The sequence below is a fragment of the Paenibacillus sp. FSL P2-0136 genome (assembly GCF_037975325.1).
GTDB classification, from domain to species: Bacteria; Bacillota; Bacilli; order Paenibacillales; family Paenibacillaceae; genus Paenibacillus_AQ; species Paenibacillus_AQ silagei.
In genome coordinates this window covers 5053229-5071613 of sequence record NZ_CP150244.1, presented here as the reverse complement: position 1 = coordinate 5071613, position 18385 = coordinate 5053229, and the positions used below count along the sequence as shown (strand labels likewise).

12 protein-coding genes are annotated in these 18385 nt (G+C 54.0%); 11 read left to right on the top strand and 1 reads right to left on the bottom strand.

Annotated elements, in window-relative coordinates; genetic code table 11:
* The first annotated feature begins 230 nt into the window (after window positions 1-230).
* The 11 genes from NYE26_RS21490 to NYE26_RS21440 all read left to right on the top strand — a co-directional run bounded on the left by NYE26_RS21490 (window position 231) and on the right by NYE26_RS21440 (window position 17302).
* Window positions 231-1601, top strand: a complete 1371-nt coding sequence (locus NYE26_RS21490) for a response regulator (RefSeq protein WP_339249993.1) — start codon at window positions 231-233, stop codon at window positions 1599-1601.
* A gap of 64 nt (window positions 1602-1665) precedes the next feature.
* The gene (locus NYE26_RS21485; protein WP_339249991.1) at window positions 1666-3357 is read left to right on the top strand and encodes a sensor histidine kinase; all 1692 of its coding nucleotides are present in this window, start codon (window positions 1666-1668) and stop codon (window positions 3355-3357) included.
* Window positions 3358-3445: 88 nt separating this feature from the next.
* Window positions 3446-4381, top strand: coding sequence for an ABC transporter permease subunit (locus NYE26_RS21480; RefSeq protein ID WP_200869525.1), 936 nt, complete (start codon window positions 3446-3448; stop codon window positions 4379-4381).
* Between the two features lie 16 nt (window positions 4382-4397).
* The gene (locus NYE26_RS21475) at window positions 4398-5309 is read left to right on the top strand and encodes a carbohydrate ABC transporter permease (RefSeq protein ID WP_036724037.1); all 912 of its coding nucleotides are present in this window, start codon (window positions 4398-4400) and stop codon (window positions 5307-5309) included.
* A gap of 76 nt (window positions 5310-5385) precedes the next feature.
* Window positions 5386-6966, top strand: coding sequence for an ABC transporter substrate-binding protein (locus NYE26_RS21470; RefSeq protein WP_036724036.1), 1581 nt, complete (start codon window positions 5386-5388; stop codon window positions 6964-6966).
* An 88-nt stretch (window positions 6967-7054) separates the two neighbouring features.
* Window positions 7055-8158: a glycoside hydrolase family 88 protein gene (locus tag NYE26_RS21465; RefSeq protein WP_036724035.1), complete on the top strand. Its 1104-nt coding sequence runs from the start codon at window positions 7055-7057 to the stop codon at window positions 8156-8158.
* Between the two features lie 36 nt (window positions 8159-8194).
* Window positions 8195-10363 carry a GH92 family glycosyl hydrolase gene (locus tag NYE26_RS21460; RefSeq protein ID WP_036724033.1) on the top strand — a complete coding sequence of 723 codons (2169 nt, stop codon included), beginning with the start codon at window positions 8195-8197 and terminating at the stop codon, window positions 10361-10363.
* A gap of 27 nt (window positions 10364-10390) precedes the next feature.
* Window positions 10391-12733: a polysaccharide lyase 8 family protein gene (locus NYE26_RS21455; protein WP_339249988.1), complete on the top strand. Its 2343-nt coding sequence runs from the start codon at window positions 10391-10393 to the stop codon at window positions 12731-12733.
* A gap of 84 nt (window positions 12734-12817) precedes the next feature.
* Window positions 12818-13984: a leucine-rich repeat domain-containing protein gene (locus tag NYE26_RS21450; protein ID WP_339249986.1), complete on the top strand. Its 1167-nt coding sequence runs from the start codon at window positions 12818-12820 to the stop codon at window positions 13982-13984.
* 322 nt (window positions 13985-14306) lie between these two features.
* Window positions 14307-14492, top strand: a complete 186-nt coding sequence (locus NYE26_RS21445) for a hypothetical protein (protein ID WP_339249984.1) — start codon at window positions 14307-14309, stop codon at window positions 14490-14492.
* A 41-nt stretch (window positions 14493-14533) separates the two neighbouring features.
* Window positions 14534-17302, top strand: a complete 2769-nt coding sequence (locus NYE26_RS21440) for a polysaccharide lyase family 8 super-sandwich domain-containing protein (protein WP_339249982.1) — start codon at window positions 14534-14536, stop codon at window positions 17300-17302.
* A 69-nt stretch (window positions 17303-17371) separates the two neighbouring features.
* Here the strand turns inward: NYE26_RS21440 and NYE26_RS21435 are convergent, their stop codons facing one another.
* The gene (locus NYE26_RS21435) at window positions 17372-18223 is read right to left on the bottom strand and encodes an aldo/keto reductase (protein WP_339249981.1); all 852 of its coding nucleotides are present in this window, start codon (window positions 18221-18223) and stop codon (window positions 17372-17374) included.
* Between the last annotated feature and the right edge of the window lie 162 nt (window positions 18224-18385).

The following is an 18385-nucleotide window of genomic DNA, read 5'->3' as shown; positions in this document are numbered from 1 at the left end:
ATCACTTATCCATGATGAATTACAGGAAATATGTGATCTATACTAGGGGTGTAGAGGGGCTATATCTATGAAACGGGGGACGAATAGAAGCTGGCAGCACAACATGCGGAAATAGATCACAGAAAAGCGGAAATAGATCATCTACGCTTATTTATTGCAAGTGTACTGTGGTACACAGAAGAACCTGAAGCTGCCTGGCGATGAATTGGCAATCGAAAGAGGGGGACATCATGTATAAAATTCTCGTTGTGGATGATGAGCCGAGAGTGAGTGCAGGGATCCGAAACTTCCTGCTCACTTCGGAGTTGAACATCACGGAGGTGGAGACGGCCATCAATGGCTTTGAAGCGATTGACTACTTGCGGATGGACCATTTCGATCTGGTGCTGACCGATATCCAGATGGGCCGGATGAGTGGCATTGAATTAATGGAGAATATCTATATGGAGCAGTGGAATGTTCCGGTGATTGTCATTTCGGCCCATGAGAAGTTTGATTTCGCCAAAAAATCGCTCCGGCTGGGAGCCAAGGATTATCTGGTGAAGCCGGTGGAGCGGACGGAACTGCTGCGGGTAGTCCGCAAAGCATTAACCCAGAAGGAGCTTCCGGGGAAAAGCGCGCAGGGGGAGCACAAGCACATCCAGGAGCATTCCCGGCGCGAGGAGTGGCTGATGGAGCTGGTCACCGAGCGGAATCTGTCGCCGCAGGATATTGAAGAGATCACCGGCGAATTGGGCGGCCTGCTGCAAGGGCCCTATTTCGGAGTGATCTCCATCCGTATAGATTACAGCCAGGCCGGATTCAGCCGCCAGCAGGTTACGCTGCATGACCGCAAGCTGCTGAAATATGCGGCTCTCAATATTATGAACGAAACGTTAGCCGAATGGGATGGCATCACCTTCAACGGCTTCGGCCATTCGATCATCAGCATCATCCAGTTGTCCGCTGAAGATATGGGTGACCCCCAGGTTAGAGTGCACTCCCAGATCCAGATGATCGGGCAGATGATCGCCATGAACCTGAAGCAGCATTTGAATGCGGAGGCGATCATCGGACTCAGCACACTTGGCGGGGGTGTCTCTACGCTTCCGGGACTGCTGGAAGAAGCGGATACGGCTGCCGGGCGGAGCAGCATTCATCCCGGGCAAAAGGTGTTCTATTATGGCGATATCGCCATGCAGGAGCATCTCAGCAGAGGGCAGCAGCCACCGGATTCCGCGCAACAGCCGCCGCAGCAGGACCCGGCCGGAGACCCGAGTGTAATCTCACGGATTACAAGCTACATCCAGAACCATTACCGGAATCCGGCGCTGAAGATCCAGGATATTTCCGAGGAGGTGCATTTCAGCGCCGCCCATCTGGGTTATATTTTCAAGCGTGATATGAAAACCAACCTCTGGGACTATGTGACCGCACTGCGAATGGAGGAGGCCAAGCGCCTTATGATTGCTACCGACAAGAAACGGTATGAGGTTGCCTATGCGGTAGGGTACGAATCACCGGAGCACTTCAGCCGGATGTTCAAGCGGGTGCTGGGCCTCACTCCGGCAGAATTCCGCAAACAGGCCAGAGGAGGGGACCGGGCTGAAGCTGAAACTTAAACTCAAGCTCAAACATAAAGTCATCCTTGCCTTCCTGCTCTGCATTGTGCTCCCGTTCCTGGTGGTGGGCTGGATTTCAGCGTATGTGGCGCTTCACACGATCAAGGAAGAGGTCGGCAGTACAACCCTGCAACTGGTGAAGCAGAATCATGTCACGCTGGACAAAACGATATCGGCGATCAATGACCGGACGATCACGCTGCTGGATAATCATTTTTTCAGCAATCCGGCAGGGTACAGCTTCTGGACGGGAATTGATACCCTGAATGAAATCCAGCAGGCCGACAACATTCTGGAGAGCTGGTCTACCGGCGGCACGGAATATGCGATATATATGAAGAACATTGAGCGCAGGGATACGCCGTTCGATCTGTCTCACAAGACCAAAGGGTTCAAATATCTGGACCAGGTGAACAGCGGATTGCCGGACGTGATGGTCAAGCAGATGGATGTCAGCGGGGCAGGGGCGCTGCGCGTCATTCCTTCAGCGACGGGCGAGCGGACGGTCTCCTTCATGCGCAGTATTCTGAACCCCCGGAATTATAACGAGGTGATCGGGCTGCTGGTCGTCCATAAGGTTGAGGTGATGCTGACCCGGGATATGGTCTCGGTGGAGCTGCCTGCTGCGGCCGGCGCCTTCTTATTCAATGATAACGGGGAGCTGCTGATGTCCACCGGGTCAGGCAGCATTTCTGCGGCCGAGATCGGCAAGAGCACCGAACCGGACGCCGCTTACGGCTATACCTTCGCCCAGGAAGGCGGGGAGGAGTGGCTCTATGCGTATTCGGACAGCTCCAGATTCCACACCCGGTTACTGTACAAAATCCCGCTGGCATCCATTACCGGCAAGCAAGTCTGGTTTCAAAAGCTGCTGGTGCTCATCTCCTTTGTTTTTCTGGCTTTTGTCCTGATGTTTGTTCTCTATCTGGTAAGACTTGTCGTCAAGCCGGTCGTGAAGCTCGTCTCTGTGATGAAAATTTATGAGCCCGGCATCAAGCTGCCGTTATCCGAGGAGCCGCTCCGGCATGATGAATTCGGCATTCTGCAGGGATCATTCGTGAAAATGACCCGCAGGCTGGATCATTCGATTGAAGAAAATTACGGGATGAAGCTGAAGCAGAAGGAATATGAGCTGCTGATGCTCCAATCCCAGATTACCCCCCATTATCTGTACAATACCCTGGACTCGATTTACTGGTATGCGCTGGATAGCGGAAACGGCGAGGTGGGAGAGATGGTCAGGGACTTGTCCATGCTGCTGCGCATCGGACTTAGCCGGGGCCGGACCATGATTACGGCCGGGGAAGAACTGGAGCATGCCCAGGCGTACACCCGGCTGCAAACCAAACGTTATCCGGGTACCTTTGAGGTCTGTTGGCAGATTGATGATACCTTGAGGGACTATGAGACGCCCAAGGTCATTATCCAGCCGCTGATCGAGAATGCCATTCTTCACGGCGTACGCGGGATGGACGGAGAAGGAGGAATCCGGGTATCTGCTGTTCAAGCGGAAGGAACACTCCGCTTCGTCGTCGAGGACAACGGGCATCTGCCGGTAGATCTGGAGGAGCTTGCCGCCATCCTGAGGGAAGAGCATAGTGCAAGAGGCTACGGCATCCGCAACGTGCACCAGCGGATCCAGCTCCATTACGGCGAGGCCTACGGATTAACCTATGAGCGAACCGGGGTGGGGTGGACACGGGCGATCATTACCTTGCCGCTGCGCCGGACGAAGACCGAACCTGCCGGCAACTGAGTGATAAAAGATCACGTTTTTACAGGAATCCATCATCGAAGCGGTGGCAGGATGGTTCTATAATGAGTCCATGAAAGGAGTAATGGACATGAGTAGAACCACCGGATTCTCAAGCTTTATCCATGCCATGTGGAAGTACAAGGCGCTGACGCTGATGCTGCTGCCAGCGGTGCTTGTCCTGCTGGCGCACAGCTATCTGCCGATGTTCGGCATCTTTATTGCCTTCAAGAATGTGAATTATCTGGACGGGATTTGGGGCAGTCCCTGGGTAGGCTTCGATAATTTCCAGTTCCTGTTCTCCTCGGGGGATATGTGGAGAATTGTAAGAAACACACTTCTGTACAGCTTGACCTTCATGATTATGAACCTGGTGCTGTCGGTATCGATTGCGGTAGCCATCAATGAGATCCGGCGGCGGCTGCTGGCGAAGGTGTATCAGAGCTTCATCATCCTGCCGCACTTCCTGTCCATGGTGGTGGTGAGTTATCTCGTATACGCTTTCCTGCAGCCGGATCACGGCTTCATCAATGCCACAGTGCTTAAGGCCTTCGGGCAAGACCCTGTCTTCTGGTACTCGGAGAAGGAATATTGGCCTTACATTCTGGTGTTTGTCAACGCCTGGAAGCATGCGGGCTTCGGCGCAGTGATCTATATCGCGGCGATTGCCGGAATCGATCCGGAATATTACGAGGCGGCGCTGATTGACGGGGCTTCCAAGTGGAAGCAGATTACGCATATCACGCTCCCTTTTATCCGGCCGGTCATCATTATTATGACGATTCTGTCCATGGGCAGCATCTTCAGCTCCGACTTCGGACTGTTCTTCCAGGTGCCCATGAATTCAGGGGCTTTGTATCCTGTAACGGATACCGTGGATACGTATGTCTACCGCGCCCTGATGCAATTGAATGATATCGGGATGTCCTCGGCAACGGCGCTGGTCCAATCGGTGGTGGGCTTCATTATGGTCATTGCCACCAACAGTATGGTCAGACGGATTGACCGGGAACAGGCACTATTCTAATCAAAGGAGAATCATCATGGCGAATGACACCAGCAGCCCGATCGGCGGAAACTCCGCATTGTCAAATGTACTTTTAAATCTGGCCTTTGTGATCCTCTCACTCCTTTGCTTTTTGCCTGTTCTGCTTGTGATCATTGTCTCCTTCACAGACGGGCAGTCCATTCTGACTCAGGGGTACAGCTTCATTCCGAATAAGTGGTCTTTCATTGCCTATGAGTCGATCTTCAAGGACTGGATGACGATTGTGTCGGGATATCGCGTGAGTTTCACCATCACTATTACAGGTACAGCGCTTAGCGTGCTGCTCATGGCAATGTATGCTTATCCCATCTCGCGTGCGGATTATCCGTTCCGTAATGTGTTTACCTTCTTCCTGTTCTTCACGATGCTGTTCAATGGAGGAATGGTCAGCAGATATCTGATCTATACACAAGCGCTGCATATCAAGGATTCGTATATGGCGCTGATTCTGCCCATGCTGATTGTGCCGTTCAACGTCATTATTATGCGGACCTTCTTCCAGACGACCATTCATCCGGCGGTGATCGAATCGGCCAGAATTGACGGTGCGGGGGAGCTGAGAATCTTCCTGCGGATCGTGCTGCCGCTCTCGTTGCCGGTCCTGGCGACCATGGCCTTGTTCAGCACCATCGGCTATTGGAACGACTGGTTCAATGCACTGCTGTATATAACCAGCGAGGATAAGTATCCGCTGCAGTATCTGATGATGCGTGTCCTCAACGATGTGCAGTACCTGCGCAATAATGTGGAGCTGGCTGCCCAGAATCCCAATATGATGAAGAATCTTCCGAACGAATCCCTGCAGATGGCGATGGCGGTGATCGGGATGGGACCCATTCTGATTGCGTATCCGTTCTTTCAGAAGTATTTTGTCAAAGGCCTGACGGTCGGGGCAGTAAAAGGCTAAAGCGTGGTGGAACCGGCATCAGCACAGGCTGCCTGCCGTTCTATATAGAAGCATAATCATCTAGGGGAGGGTTAATATGACAAAGTTAAAAGGGCGCAGACCGCTATTCACGGCGATTCTTCTGGTTCTGGCGTTATCCTTGCAAGCGTGCTCAGGCGGTAACAACGGGGGTTCTGCCGAACCTTCAGCTTCAAGCGGCGCGGCCGCTACGAACAGCACGAGCAGTGCGGAGCCTGCGGGTGGTGCGGAAGCACTGAAGCCTTACGAGGTCTCGATCATCTACTTCGGTGCGCCGCAGCGGGATGACGCACTGGTCGAAGCTAAGCTGAGTGAATATTTCAAAGAGAAATTCAATGCCACCGTGGATCTGCAGCCGATTGCCTCCAGCGAATACAAGCAGAAGACCGAGCTGATGCTCAATGCCGGAGAACCGATGGACCTGGTATTCACCGCGTCCTGGCTTAATTTCTTCGGCAACGTGGCCAAGGGTGCGTTCCTGGATCTCGATGACCTGCTGGCCAAATACGGGCAGGGGATTACGGAGAACCTGAATCCGATCTATCTGGAGGCTCCGCGCTACAAAGGCAAGCTGTACGGCATTCCAACCAACAAAGAGATTACCCAAGGCAAGGCCTACACGTACCGCAAGGATATCATCGACAAATATAATATTCCGATTGAGGATATTAAGACAATGTCAGACTTTGAACCCTGGTTCAAGCTGCTGAAGGAGAAGGAGCCGGGGCTGATCCTGGACTTCATTAAGGAGTCGGGCGAAGGGATGATGTATGAGACCCGTTCGAACTTCCGCGCCATCGGGCCGACGCCGAACAAGATTCCTTTATTCCTCTATGACTACACAAATACAGATAACATCCAGATTAAGTCAGTCGTTGATCCGGAGATTTCATCCATTGCCCAAGCGGAGTATGAGCTGAACCGCAGTTATTACGAGAAGGGCTACATCAACAGCGATGCGGCGACTACAACGACGGAGATCGGCGACTTGCGCAAGCAGGGCAAGATCTGGATGCAGCAGGCGGTCTGGAAGCCGGGCGCGGATATTGAGTTGAAAATCGCCTCGGACAATAAATATGATTTCGTATCCAAGGTAATTGAGGAGCCTATCGTCACTACGGATCTTGCGGCCGGATCCATGTTCTCCATCTCCCGCACCTCCAAGGACCCCGAGCGGGCTATGATGGTCTTGAATGCGCTGCATACTGATCCGTATGCTGTGAACCTGTTCGTTAACGGCATCGAAGGCACCCATTACAAGAAGATCAGCGAGAACCGGATCGAGCCGATTGCCGATTCCGGGTATGGCAGCTCTGCCCTGTTCTGGGTGGTCGGCAATCAGCTGATCAATTATCTGAAGCCGGGCCAGCCGGATGATCTGTATACAAGCTGGAAGCAATTCAATGATGAGGCTAAACGTTCGCCATTGTTGGGCTTCGTCTTCGACGAATCGCCGGTGAAGAACGAGATTACCCAGCTTACCTCGGTCATCGGTGAATACCGGGCCGCAAGCACGGGTGCTATTCCTGACCCTGCCAAAATGCTTGCGGAACGCAATGAAAAATTGAAGAAAGCTGGCATTGAGAAGGTCAAGACTGAACTGCAGACCCAGATTGATGCCTGGAAAGCCGCGCAATAACTGACAAGTGGAAAAGATGGCAGGAGGTCCGTTATTTCCGGGCGTCCTGCCCTCTAATTTGTAGACGAGAAAGGAAGACCTGGAGATTATGGAGACTTGGATCAACGAAGCCTGGGACTATGCCCAGCACAAATTAAGCCGTACACGGAGCCGGATCGGAGCCACCTTCCCGAATGCCACCTACGGAGGACAATATGATGCGCGTGACCCCGATTGCTGGACCAACGGATTCTGGCCAGGCATTCTGTGGCTGGCTTACCGGAACACAGGCGATGAGGAATACCGGCGCATTGCCGAGAGCTGCGAGGAGCAACTGGACACGCCGCTTCAGGAATATGAACAGCTCCATCACGATAACGGCTTCCTCTGGAGTCTGTCAGCGGTTGCCGATTATAAGCTCACCGGTAACATGCTGTCCCGGAGAAGAGGGCTGATCGCTGCCAGTCATCTGGCCAGCCGGTTCAATCTCAAGGGGAATTTCATCCGTGCCTGGCTGCATGAAGGCAGTGAAGGTCTGGCGATCATCGACTGCATGATGAACCTTGGACTGCTGTACTGGGCCAGCGGGGAACTACAGGACCCGCGGTATCGTCACATCGCTGTCGCCCATTCGGAGATGGCGCTGCGGGAATTCATCCGGGAGGACGGCTCGGTGCATCATATCGTCCGCTTCGATCCCGAGACGGGAGAGCGGATTGAGGCGCTGGGCGGACAAGGGTATAGTCCGGATTCCGCCTGGTCGCGCGGATCAGCCTGGGCGATCTACGGATTCGCGATCGGGTACCGGTATACAGGTGATATCCGGTTCATGAATGCCGCTAGAGCGGCAGCGGATTACTTCGTTGCTGCGCTGCCGGAGGATCTGGTGCCTCCCTGGGATTTCCGCGCGCCTACCGATCAGCTATGGGCCAAAGATTCAACGGCTGCTGCCTGCGCGGCCAGCGGAATGCTGGAGATAGCTTACCTGCTGGAGGGCGAAGAAGCCGACCGGTACCGGAAGCTCGGAAGTGCCATTACAGAATCGCTGTTCCGCCACTACGCGCCGGAAGATCCGGCGGAAGAGGCGCTCATTACCAAGGGAACCGGCAGCTTCCCGGCTGGTGCCGAAGTCGAGGTGCCGATCATTTACGGCGACTATTTCTTCCTGGAAGCCTTGCTGAAGCTCAAGGGCGAGAATGAAATCTTTTGGTAGAGGGAACAGATTCATGGCAAGGAAGGAGGACCTGATTTGAGTAAAAGAAGAGTGGACCATGTCGATCCGTTCATCGGCGTGGACGGGGAGAATAACTGCCTGTGCGGGCCTTATCTGCCGAACAGTATCGTAAGGCTTGGACCGGATACCCTGCCGCCGCAGCTATCCCACGGTTACGACAGCTCGCGGCCGATTATCCGGTTCAGTCATACGCATGTCAGCGGAACCGGGGGCGGCGGGCGTTATGGCAATGTCGGCTTCACCCCCTATACCGGAATGCCGAGGTTTCAGTTGGACCCTTATGAGAAGGGGGATGAACATGCCGAAGCCGGATATTACAGCGTGAAGCTGCTGCCTGCCGCCATCCAGGCTGAATTGACCAGCACGATGCGGACCGGAGTCCACCGTTACACCTATCCGGGGAATGAATTGGCGGGTCTGCTGATTGATGCCGGAGCGGTCATTCAGGTGGGCGGGGATGAACCGGGGAAGACCACCGGAGTATCGACCGGGGGATATATTGAAGTTCTGTCCGAATATGAGCTGGCAGGCCGCTGCGACCTGCGCGGGGGCTGGGGACACGAATTCCCTTATTCCGTGTACTTCTATATCCGCTTCGATCAGCCAATACAGAGCCATATGCTGATGGATGCAGGCGGAGTACGCCAAGGGCCGTCTGTAGATGGCGCGAACTGCAAGGCTTCCCTTAGCTTCGGCGATTGCAGAGTCCTGGTGGCGAAGACTGGCATCTCATATGTTAGTGTCGGCAAGGCCAGGGCCAGTGTAGACCGGGAAGCGTCCGCCGGATTCGATGACATCCGCCAGGCGGCCAGCGACATCTGGGAGGATAAGCTCAGCCGGGTCACAGTGAAAGGGGGCAGCGTGGAGCATACCCGGCTGTTCTATACCCTGATGACCCGTCTGTTCTGTATGCCGAGTGACCTCGGAGTAGATGATGAGAACTTCGCCTGGGAATCAGGGGTCCGGCATTATACCGACCTGTACGCGCTCTGGGACAGTGTGCGGAATGCCAATTCGTTGATTACACTGCTCGACCCGCAGCTTGAAGCGGATATCCTGAATTGTCTGCTGGACATCGCGGACCATACCGGCTGGCTGCCGGACGCCTGGATCATGGGGCATAGCGCCATGATTCAAGGCGGAAGCTCTGCCGATATTCTGTTCTGTGAAGCGGCGCTGAAGAAGCTTGAGGGCATCGACTACGCGAAGGCCCTCAAGCAGATGCGTAAGAATAATGAGGTGCAGTCCCCGGATACCTGGCTCTATGGCCGTCATCTGCAGGATTACCATTCCTTAGGCTACTTGTCCACGGATGTGAAGAAGAACTGTGTGTCACGCCATATGGAATATGCTTATCAGGACTGGTGCATCGGCCGTCTGGCCGAGGAGCTTGGGCAGGAGGAGACGGCAGAGGACTATTATACAAGCTCGGAGAAGCTATGGAATCTGTGGCGCGAGGATCTGAAGTGTTTTGCGCCCCGGCTGTCCGGCGGGGAATGGGTAACGTCATTTGACCCGGAATCCTGTCTGCCGGATTCATGGAATGATCCGTATTTCTACGAGGGCACCAGTCTGCAATGGTCGTTCAGCACCCAGCATGATTTTCATGGACTTGTTGAACGGCATGGGGGAGCGGAGGCCTTTGTCCGTCATTTAGATTATTTTTTTGACGGGGGCTTCTATAACTCCAAGGAAACGATGCTGCATATTCCTTATCTATATATCTATGCGGGCAGGCCGGACCGGGCGGCTGACCGGGTACGGGAATGCCTGGAGCAATACTTCCGGGCTGAGCGTGACGGGTTGGGGGATAACGAGGATATGGGCTGCCAGAGTGCCTTTTACATCTGTTCAGCGATGGGCTTGTATCCGTTGATGGGTCAGGACCTCTATTTCCTCGTTCCTCCGGTTTTCAATAAGGTGACGCTGCTGCTGGGCGCACAGGCGAATCCGGTTCCTCTGACGATTGAGACACAAGGAGCAGGCAGCGGGTCCGGCAAAAGTTATATTTTGTCCGCTTCGCTCAACGGTCAGGAGCTGGACCGTGCATGGGTCCGCCATGAAGAAATCGCCGGAGGAGGCACGCTTGTTCTGGAGCTGGGCGCTAAACCCGGGGAGTGGGGAAGCCTTATTCCACCTTCTCCGCTCGCGGAGCGGGAGCAAGGCAAACAACTGTCAAGGTAGGGCAGTAGGCTCAAGGAGAGAATGTCCATGCAGAGTTTAAAAAACAAATGGCTGCAATATCTCGTGGGAGATACGCTTCGTCCGGAATCGCTGAAACGGGTCCGCGATGCCCGGGATAAGATGCTTTATCATCAGGAGCTGCTTTGGGCGGATATCCCGTTTCAGGAGAATGCGGCGGATGTATTTCAGATCATTCTCCGTTTGAAGGAGATGGCCATCGCGCTGAAGTCTCCCAAATGTACCTATTATATGGACTATTCATTAAGGCTAAGGATCATTTATGGATTAGAATGGCTGTCTGAGCATAGATACAACGAAACCTGTCAGCCCTATGGCAACTGGTGGTATTGGGAGATTGGCGTGCCAATCGCGCTGGTGGAGACCCTTCTGCTCATGGAGGAACTGCTGGATAAGGAGTTCATAGAGTCTCTGCTTCTTCCCGTAGACAAATATGTGGGCGATCCGGCGTTTCATGCGCAGTGGTTCGTGGCTCAGGCTCCGCCTTCAACGGGAGCGAATCTGGTCTGGAAATCTACGGCGGCTGCCCTGACGGCCGTTATCCGGGGCGACTGGCAGAAGCTCCTTGCAGCCCGGAATGCGCTGCTTCCGCTGTTCAGGAATGCCAGTGAAGGGGACGGCTTCTATGAAGACGGCTCCTTTATTCAGCATGACAAGTATGCCTACACCGGGGGATATGGGGTTTCACTGCTGCATGATGTGGTCCGCCTGATGGTATGGCTTCACGGTACCCCCTGGGAATTGCCTGATGAAGCTCGGGGTTTGACGGCCGGGTGGATTAAGGATTCATTCGTGCCTCTTATGTTCAGGGGATCTATGCTGGATATGGTGAGCGGCAGAGAAGTCTCACGGGAGGATTCGCAGAATCATGAGAGTGGACATTCCGTGATCACGGCCTGCCTGCGTTTCTCGCGCATACTGGGTGAGGCGGATCAGGCACGGCTGCTCTCCAGGGTGAAGGGGTGGGTGTTGGCAGATACGTATAAATCGTACATCGCCGAAGCGCCGCCGGATACCGCAGCTGAGACTGGAGCGCTGCTGGACGATGAACTTGTGCAGCCCGCTCCGGAAGCGAGTTGCTGCAAGCTGTTTGCCCATATGGACAGGGTGGTGCTGCAAGGTCCGGGTTTTGCCTACTCGATCAGTATGTTCTCCAGCCGGACCTTCACCTATGAATCTATCAACAGAGAGCATCTGAAGGGCTGGTATACAGCGTATGGCATGAGCCACCTGTACAATAGTGACTTGGGGCAATATGCGGATGCCTACTGGCCGACCGTTGATCCATACCGCCTGCCTGGAACCACGGTAACGAAGACATTGCAAGAGGATGGAGCCGGGCAGGGCCAATTAAGCAACAGGGCTTATGTTGGCGGGGCTGTGCTTCATAACCAATACGGCGCCATTGCGATGGAGCTTCAGGATGTTGTTAACGAAGCCGATGGACTGACCGCGCTCAAAAGCTGGTTTTTGTTCGGTAACCGTATTGTTGCCTTAGGTTCGGATATTAAGAGCTGTACTTCCGCCAGAGTGGAAACGATTATAGAAAACCGGCAATGGAACCCGGCAGGAGACCATACGATTACAGCAGACGGAACAGAGATTTGCCGGACGCTGGGACTCACAGATACCCTTCAGCCTAAGTGGATTCATATGGCGGGAAGTACCGGGGGCGCGGATGTGGGGATTTATTTGCCTGAACGCTGCTGCGTCCATGCCTTGCGCGAGGCCCGGCAAGGGAGCTGGAGGGCAATCAACGACGCCGGTTCCTCTGCGGTAATCGAGCGATTCTATCAGACACTCTGGTTCGATCATGGAGCAGCGCCGCAGGGGGATACCTATGCCTATGTGCTGCTGCCCGGCTGGAGTGAAGAAGCAACGGCCGGGTTCGCCGGGGCTTCAAGTATACGGATTGTGGAATTGAATCACCGGGTGCACGCGGTGGAGGATTCGGAATCGGGGCTGCTAGCTGTGCATTTCTGGCAGCCAGGCTGGTATAGAAGCGGGGGGATTACTTGCAGCGGTCAAGCCTCTATTGTGCTGCGTAGGAATCCGGCAGGCTGGAGTCTAGCTATAGCTGATCCGACACAACTGCAGCGCCGTCCAATCAAAGTGGAGCTTGAACTCGATCGGCCTGTTACTAGGGTGATCCACAAGTCTGAGCGGATCACGGTTGACCTGGGGGGATCTGGTGAACTTAGTGGCCCGGGTGACCCAAGTGACGCAGGTGATTCAGGTGAACCTAGTGATTCTGGAGACACCGGGGCCCCTGGAAACCCCAGAAAGGTTAGACTGGTGTTCGACCCTGACGGTGCCGGGGGCGCCTCGTTCCAGGTGGAACTGGGGACCTGAGGCGAATCTATGAATATGCGCTTCAAGTGAATGACTCTGCGGAGTATGGTAGAATAATCCCAATGATTTTAGAGGGGGAGTACCATGCAGATTTCAATTACCGATGATTTCGCAGATGAACGTTTCCTGCAGTTCGTAAGGGATCACTTCTGCGGTGGCCGTGAATCCGTCTTCAGGAGCGATCTTGACACGGTGACTACGCTGAAGCTTGAGGGCTGCAAGCTCTCAAGTCTACAGGGAATCGAACAATTTACGGCGCTTCAGGAGCTGGATTGTTCGTATAATGAGTTAACCGTGCTTGACCTTAGCCAGAATGCGGAACTCGTTACTGTGAACTGCCGGAGCAACCGGCTGATTGAGCTGAATACTCAGCCTAATCGGCTTTTGAAGGAACTGGACTGTAGCAGGAATCATATCCGTACTCTGGACCTTAGCCAGAATCCTGCGCTGGAGACGGTGGAGTGTCATGAGAATATGTTGTCCAACTTGGAGTTAAGCAGCAATCCCCGGCTCAAGGTACTGAATTGCAGTTATAACTCGCTGCATGAATTGAAGCTTAGTGACAATACGGCGCTGGAGCGGGTCGATTGCGGCAGCAACTATATCATTGAGCTGGATATGGCAAGCTGTACAGAGCTGACGGAAATTCGCTGTAACCATAATCATTTAACCCGTCTGGACACCAGTGGCAATCCTTCACTTACGAGTCTGCGATGCTTCAATAATCATCTCACGAGTCTGGACCTCAGTCACAATCTGCAGTTGACCGAACTGTATTGCTCTGAGAACAAACTTACGGTACTGGATACGAATCTTCATTCGCAGCTTGTACAACTGGATGTTGCCAATAACCTCATTACGCAGCCGGATCATAGGGTAGAGGGAGTAGGGATTTTTCAATATGATACTACCTTTACCTGTTATAAGGCGCAGCTTCAAATCAGGGGGAGTGAGCTTGCCGTTACAGCGGAAGTTCCCACCAAGGTCGCAATGAGAGGCTTGACTTCACAGATTCAAAAGGTGTGGGCCGAGCTGGAGGGGCTGCTTGACCGGGTATTGCAGCTAATTGCGGACGCTCATCCTGATGAAGATGTGAATGAGCTGGTGCTGGCCGACTTGACGTTTGCCGAAGACCACTCCTTCCGTATCGGCTACGATGCCGGGGATACACCGGCCGGTCAGCTCTGCATCTATGCAGCATTTGACCATGAAGGTGAGCTGGCCGACCAGCTTAGTTATGAAATGTACTAAGCTGGTAAGCCGCAGGCTGTAACCCGCGGGCTGCAAAGCGCAAGGAGTAGGCAGTAAACTGTAGGCTATAAACCGTAACCCGTAACCGCAAGCTGCTGGCCGCACGCCGCAAGCTGTAGGCGGTATGTCGCAAGCTGTACGCCGCAGGCCGCAAGGTTTTGCGGCTTTTTTGGGAGATTCAGAGGGATAAATCCCTTTGAGTAGACCGAAAGTGGGCGGCAGGCGTGAATGAGGAGCATCTTTGCCGGAACGCTCGAAATATCATACCTTTTCTCGAATGCATGTAGTTTCTTTCACTACCGGGCTCTATCTATAATATTAAATGAAAGCGCTTTACAACGAACGGATTTATGAGTGGGGAATGCTGGAACATTGGTGCAGAGAAGCAAGCTTGTATGAAGGGGAGCCGCAAGATGAGCGCAGCAACAGCAAGCTTGCGTGTGCTGGAAAGCCAGACTATCTGTTTTGTGCAAAGGTTGAATACGGCGACAAGGGGGATTATGGATGAGAAGGTTGCTAATGAGAGGAACGTTAATGAGAAGGTTACTCATGAAAAGCGGTTTGATGGCGTTAGTGCTACTGCTGCTGGTCAGCGGCTTGGGAGGAGTAGCCGAACGTGCCCGTGCTGCGGATGAATTCGACGGGATGCGGGAGAACCGGAAGGTAATGCTTACAGGAGGGCCCTCCCTGAATACGGCGGACGCCGATATTGCCGCAGCCCTTACCAAGCTAGGGAATGAAGCCAGCGGCTATTGGCAGACAATGAATACCTCGCCCGCCCGCACCTATCTGTGGAGCGATAACCCGGGCATCGGGAACTCGATTCATATCCGGGTGACCTATGAACGGCTGAAGACGATGGCGCTCGCGTATGCCACTACCGGCACGGCGCTGCATGAGAATAGTCAGCTCGGGAGCGATATCGCGGCTGCACTCGATTATATGTACACCACCCGATATCACGAGGCGGTAACGCCGACAGCCAGCGGAACGAGCAACTGGTGGGATTGGCAAATCGGCATTCCCTTGCAGCTTAACGATATAACGGTGCTGCTGTATGACTCCTTAACCCCGGCAGAGGTTACGAATTATATGACAGCCGTGGAACGCTTCTCGCCCGCTGTTACCCTGACAGGAGCTAACCGCACCTGGAAGGCGATGGTGGTAGGCGAGCGGGGCATCCTGGTCAAAGATGGCACCAAGGTCGCCGCCGCCCGCGACGGACTGTCCTCCGTCTTCAATTATACGCTCAGCGGAGACGGCTTCTACCGGGACGGTTCATTCATTCAGCATAACAACATTCCCTACACCGGAGGTTATGGCATTGACTTGCTGTTGGCCGTCAGTGATCTGATGGGGATGCTTCACGGCTCTTCCTGGCAGGTGAGTGATCCCAAGCAGTCCAATGTATGGGAGTGGGTGTATAACGCTTACCAGCCGGTGATGTACAAGGGCGCTATCATGGACATGGTCCGCGGCAGGGAGATCTCTAGAAACTACAGCCAGGATCACGATGCAGGTCATCGGGTGATGCAGGGCATTTTGAACTTATCCCGAATTGCGCCACCCGCGCAAGCAGGCGATTTTAAGCAGATGCTGAAAGGCTGGATGCTTTCAGACACCTTCAAGTCTTTTTATGAAGATGCACCCGTTCCAGCTATTGCTCTGGCTAAAAGTATTAATAGTGACCCGGCGGTAGTGCCTTCGGCAGAGCTTCTTGTCTACAAGCAGTTCGCAGCGATGGACCGGGCCGTCCAGCACCGGCCGGGCTACAGCTTCGGCCTTGCGATGTATTCCAGCCGGATCAGCAGCTATGAAGCGATCAACAGTGAGAACGCCAAAGCCTGGTATACCTCAGCCGGTATGACCAGCTTATATAACAGTGATCTCGGACAATACAGCGATGGCTACTGGCCCACTGTGGATAATTACCGCCTGCCGGGAACAACGGTGCTGTCGCAGACCTCTTCCGGCAGCCACACCAGTACGAGGCAGTGGACCGGCGGCACCGATATGCAGAATCTGTACGGCGTCTCTGGCATGGAGCTGAAGTACGGGGATCATGACCTGAGCGCGAGAAAATCATGGTTCATGTTCGACGATGAAATCGTGGCTCTTGGTGCAGGCATCAGCAGCACGGATAATATTGCTGTGGAGACGATTGTAGAGAACCGGAAGCTGAACACGGCGGGCAGCAATACGCTTACTGTGAACGGTGAAGTGCAGCCTGCCACTTTGGGCGGGGCATCGACCCTGAAGCAGGTGGAGTGGGCACATCTGTCCGGCAGCACGGCGGGTGCGGATACCGGATATTATTTTCCGCAGACGGTATCGCTTGCTGCTAAGAGAGAAGCCAGAACAGGCAACTGGAAGCAGATCAACCCCCGTCCGGTCACACCTTCCACGCCGATCACCCGCAATTATATGACCTTATGGCTGGATCATGGTGTCAATCCGAGTAACGGCGAATATCAATATGTCCTGCTGCCGGGCAAGACAGCCGCTCAAGTAGCCGCTTATGCTGTTGCTCCAGACATTGAAGTGCTTGCGAATTCATCCAGTGTCCAGGCGGTAAAAGAAACGAAGCTCGGCATCATCGGAGCGAATTTCTGGGAGGATGGGGCAAGCTCTGCCGATCTGATTACCGTTAACAAGAAAGCGGCGGTTATGACCCGGGAAGCCGGAGATACCTTGGAGCTGTCTGTCAGTGATCCGACCCAAGCGGGCACGGGCGTGATTGAGGTGGAGCTGGACCGTTCAGCAAGCGGGTACACAGCAGATTCCGGGGTTACTGTAACGCAGCTCAGCCCGACCATCCGATTAACGGTGAATGTCAGCGCGGCCAAGGGCAAGACGTTCAAGGTTTCCTTTGACCTGGGCAGCGGCACGCCGCCGACCCTGCCTGGTGAAGAGGTGATTGTGGACAATAATGACACCACCGGAGTGCTGAAGACAGGAAGCTGGAAGACCGCTGCGGTGCAGACTGACCGGTACGGTGTCAACTATCTGCATGATGACAACAGCGGCAAAGGCAGCAAAAGTATAACCTTTACCCCCGACCTGCCCGCTACGGCTACCTATAGCGTCTATATGATGTGGCCGCAGCATTTCAACCGGTCGACTGCAATTCCGCTGGAAGTCGTTCATTCCGGAGGGACGGCAACGCTGAATATAGACCAGACTGCGAACGGGGGAGCCTGGAATCTGATTGGCACCTATTCCTTCACGGCAGGCACCTCCGGGAGTGTGACCATCCGTAATAATGGAACGACCGGATATGTCGCGGCCGATGCGGTGAGGTGGGTGCGGAATCCTTAGCAGACAAAGAGGCCCATGCAACTGTGCATGGGCCTTTCTTCGACATTCACTTGCAAGTTCGCCTCCGGCTTACAGCTCAACCCGCCAATTCCCCAGCCGTTTGGCGATTTCCGGGTCCCGGTGGGAGAAGAACAGGCTCTCGCCCGTATCGAGTAGGGCAATCTGAGTCATATCGTCTGCACTCAGCTCAAAGTTGAAAATATCAAAGTTCTCCACAATCCGCTCTTTGCGCACGGACTTCGGAATCGCCACGATATCACGCTGGATCAGCCAGCGCAGCACAACCTGGGCGACGGATTTGTTATGCTTAGCGGCAATCCCTGTTAACACTTCATTGCTGAACAGGTTGTAGCGCCCTTCGGCAAACGGTCCCCATGATTCAATCTGTACACCTTGTTCCTTCATAAAAGCAGCGTTATCCGTCTGCTGAAAGAACGGATGTGTCTCCACCTGATTGACAGCAGGAACGACCTTGTTATGGACGATGAGGTCCATCAGGCGGTCCGGGAGGAAGTTGCTGACCCCGATCGCTCTGATTTTGCCTTCGTGGTACAGCTCTTCCATTGCACGCCAGGCTCCATAGTAGTCGCCGAACGGCTGGTGAATGAGGTACAGATCTAAGTAGTCCAGCCCCAGCTTCTTCAGGGACTTGGCGAAGGAGAGCTTGGCGCTCTCGTATCCGGCATCCTGAATCCAGAGCTTGGTGGTGATGAACAGCTCTTCGCGCGGTATGCCGCTGCGCTTGATGGCGCGGCCTACCGCCTCTTCATTCAAGTAACCGGAGGCGGTATCGATCAGGCGATAGCCTGCGCTCAGTGCTTCATACACCGCATTCTCACATTCTTCAGCATCTGGAATCTGATAGACACCAAAGCCGAGGATCGGCATTTTTACTCCATTATTCAAGGTTACAGTCTGCATGGTCTTGTCCTCCTAAGGATGATTTAGTGATATGATGAGCCTAACGCCTTCGTGTAACACGAAGTCAAGCAGGGGTTATTATATTTTTCAGGGAGCAGTAACATCATCAAATAAATACAAAAACAAATACAGGACCAGCCCCAGTGGCCGGTCCTGTATTTG

Coding starts and splice junctions, on each gene's coding strand:
- NYE26_RS21470 (WP_036724036.1), top strand. CDS start 5,386: ATGACAAAGTTAAAAGGGCGCAGACCGCTATTCACGGCGATTCTTCTG.
- NYE26_RS21480 (WP_200869525.1), top strand. CDS start 3,446: ATGAGTAGAACCACCGGATTCTCAAGCTTTATCCATGCCATGTGGAAG.
- NYE26_RS21450 (WP_339249986.1), top strand. CDS start 12,818: ATGCAGATTTCAATTACCGATGATTTCGCAGATGAACGTTTCCTGCAG.
- NYE26_RS21445 (WP_339249984.1), top strand. CDS start 14,307: ATGAAAGCGCTTTACAACGAACGGATTTATGAGTGGGGAATGCTGGAA.
- NYE26_RS21490 (WP_339249993.1), top strand. CDS start 231: ATGTATAAAATTCTCGTTGTGGATGATGAGCCGAGAGTGAGTGCAGGG.
- NYE26_RS21440 (WP_339249982.1), top strand. CDS start 14,534: ATGAAAAGCGGTTTGATGGCGTTAGTGCTACTGCTGCTGGTCAGCGGC.
- NYE26_RS21475 (WP_036724037.1), top strand. CDS start 4,398: ATGGCGAATGACACCAGCAGCCCGATCGGCGGAAACTCCGCATTGTCA.
- NYE26_RS21455 (WP_339249988.1), top strand. CDS start 10,391: ATGCAGAGTTTAAAAAACAAATGGCTGCAATATCTCGTGGGAGATACG.
- NYE26_RS21465 (WP_036724035.1), top strand. CDS start 7,055: ATGGAGACTTGGATCAACGAAGCCTGGGACTATGCCCAGCACAAATTA.
- NYE26_RS21435 (WP_339249981.1), bottom strand. CDS start 18,223: ATGCAGACTGTAACCTTGAATAATGGAGTAAAAATGCCGATCCTCGGC.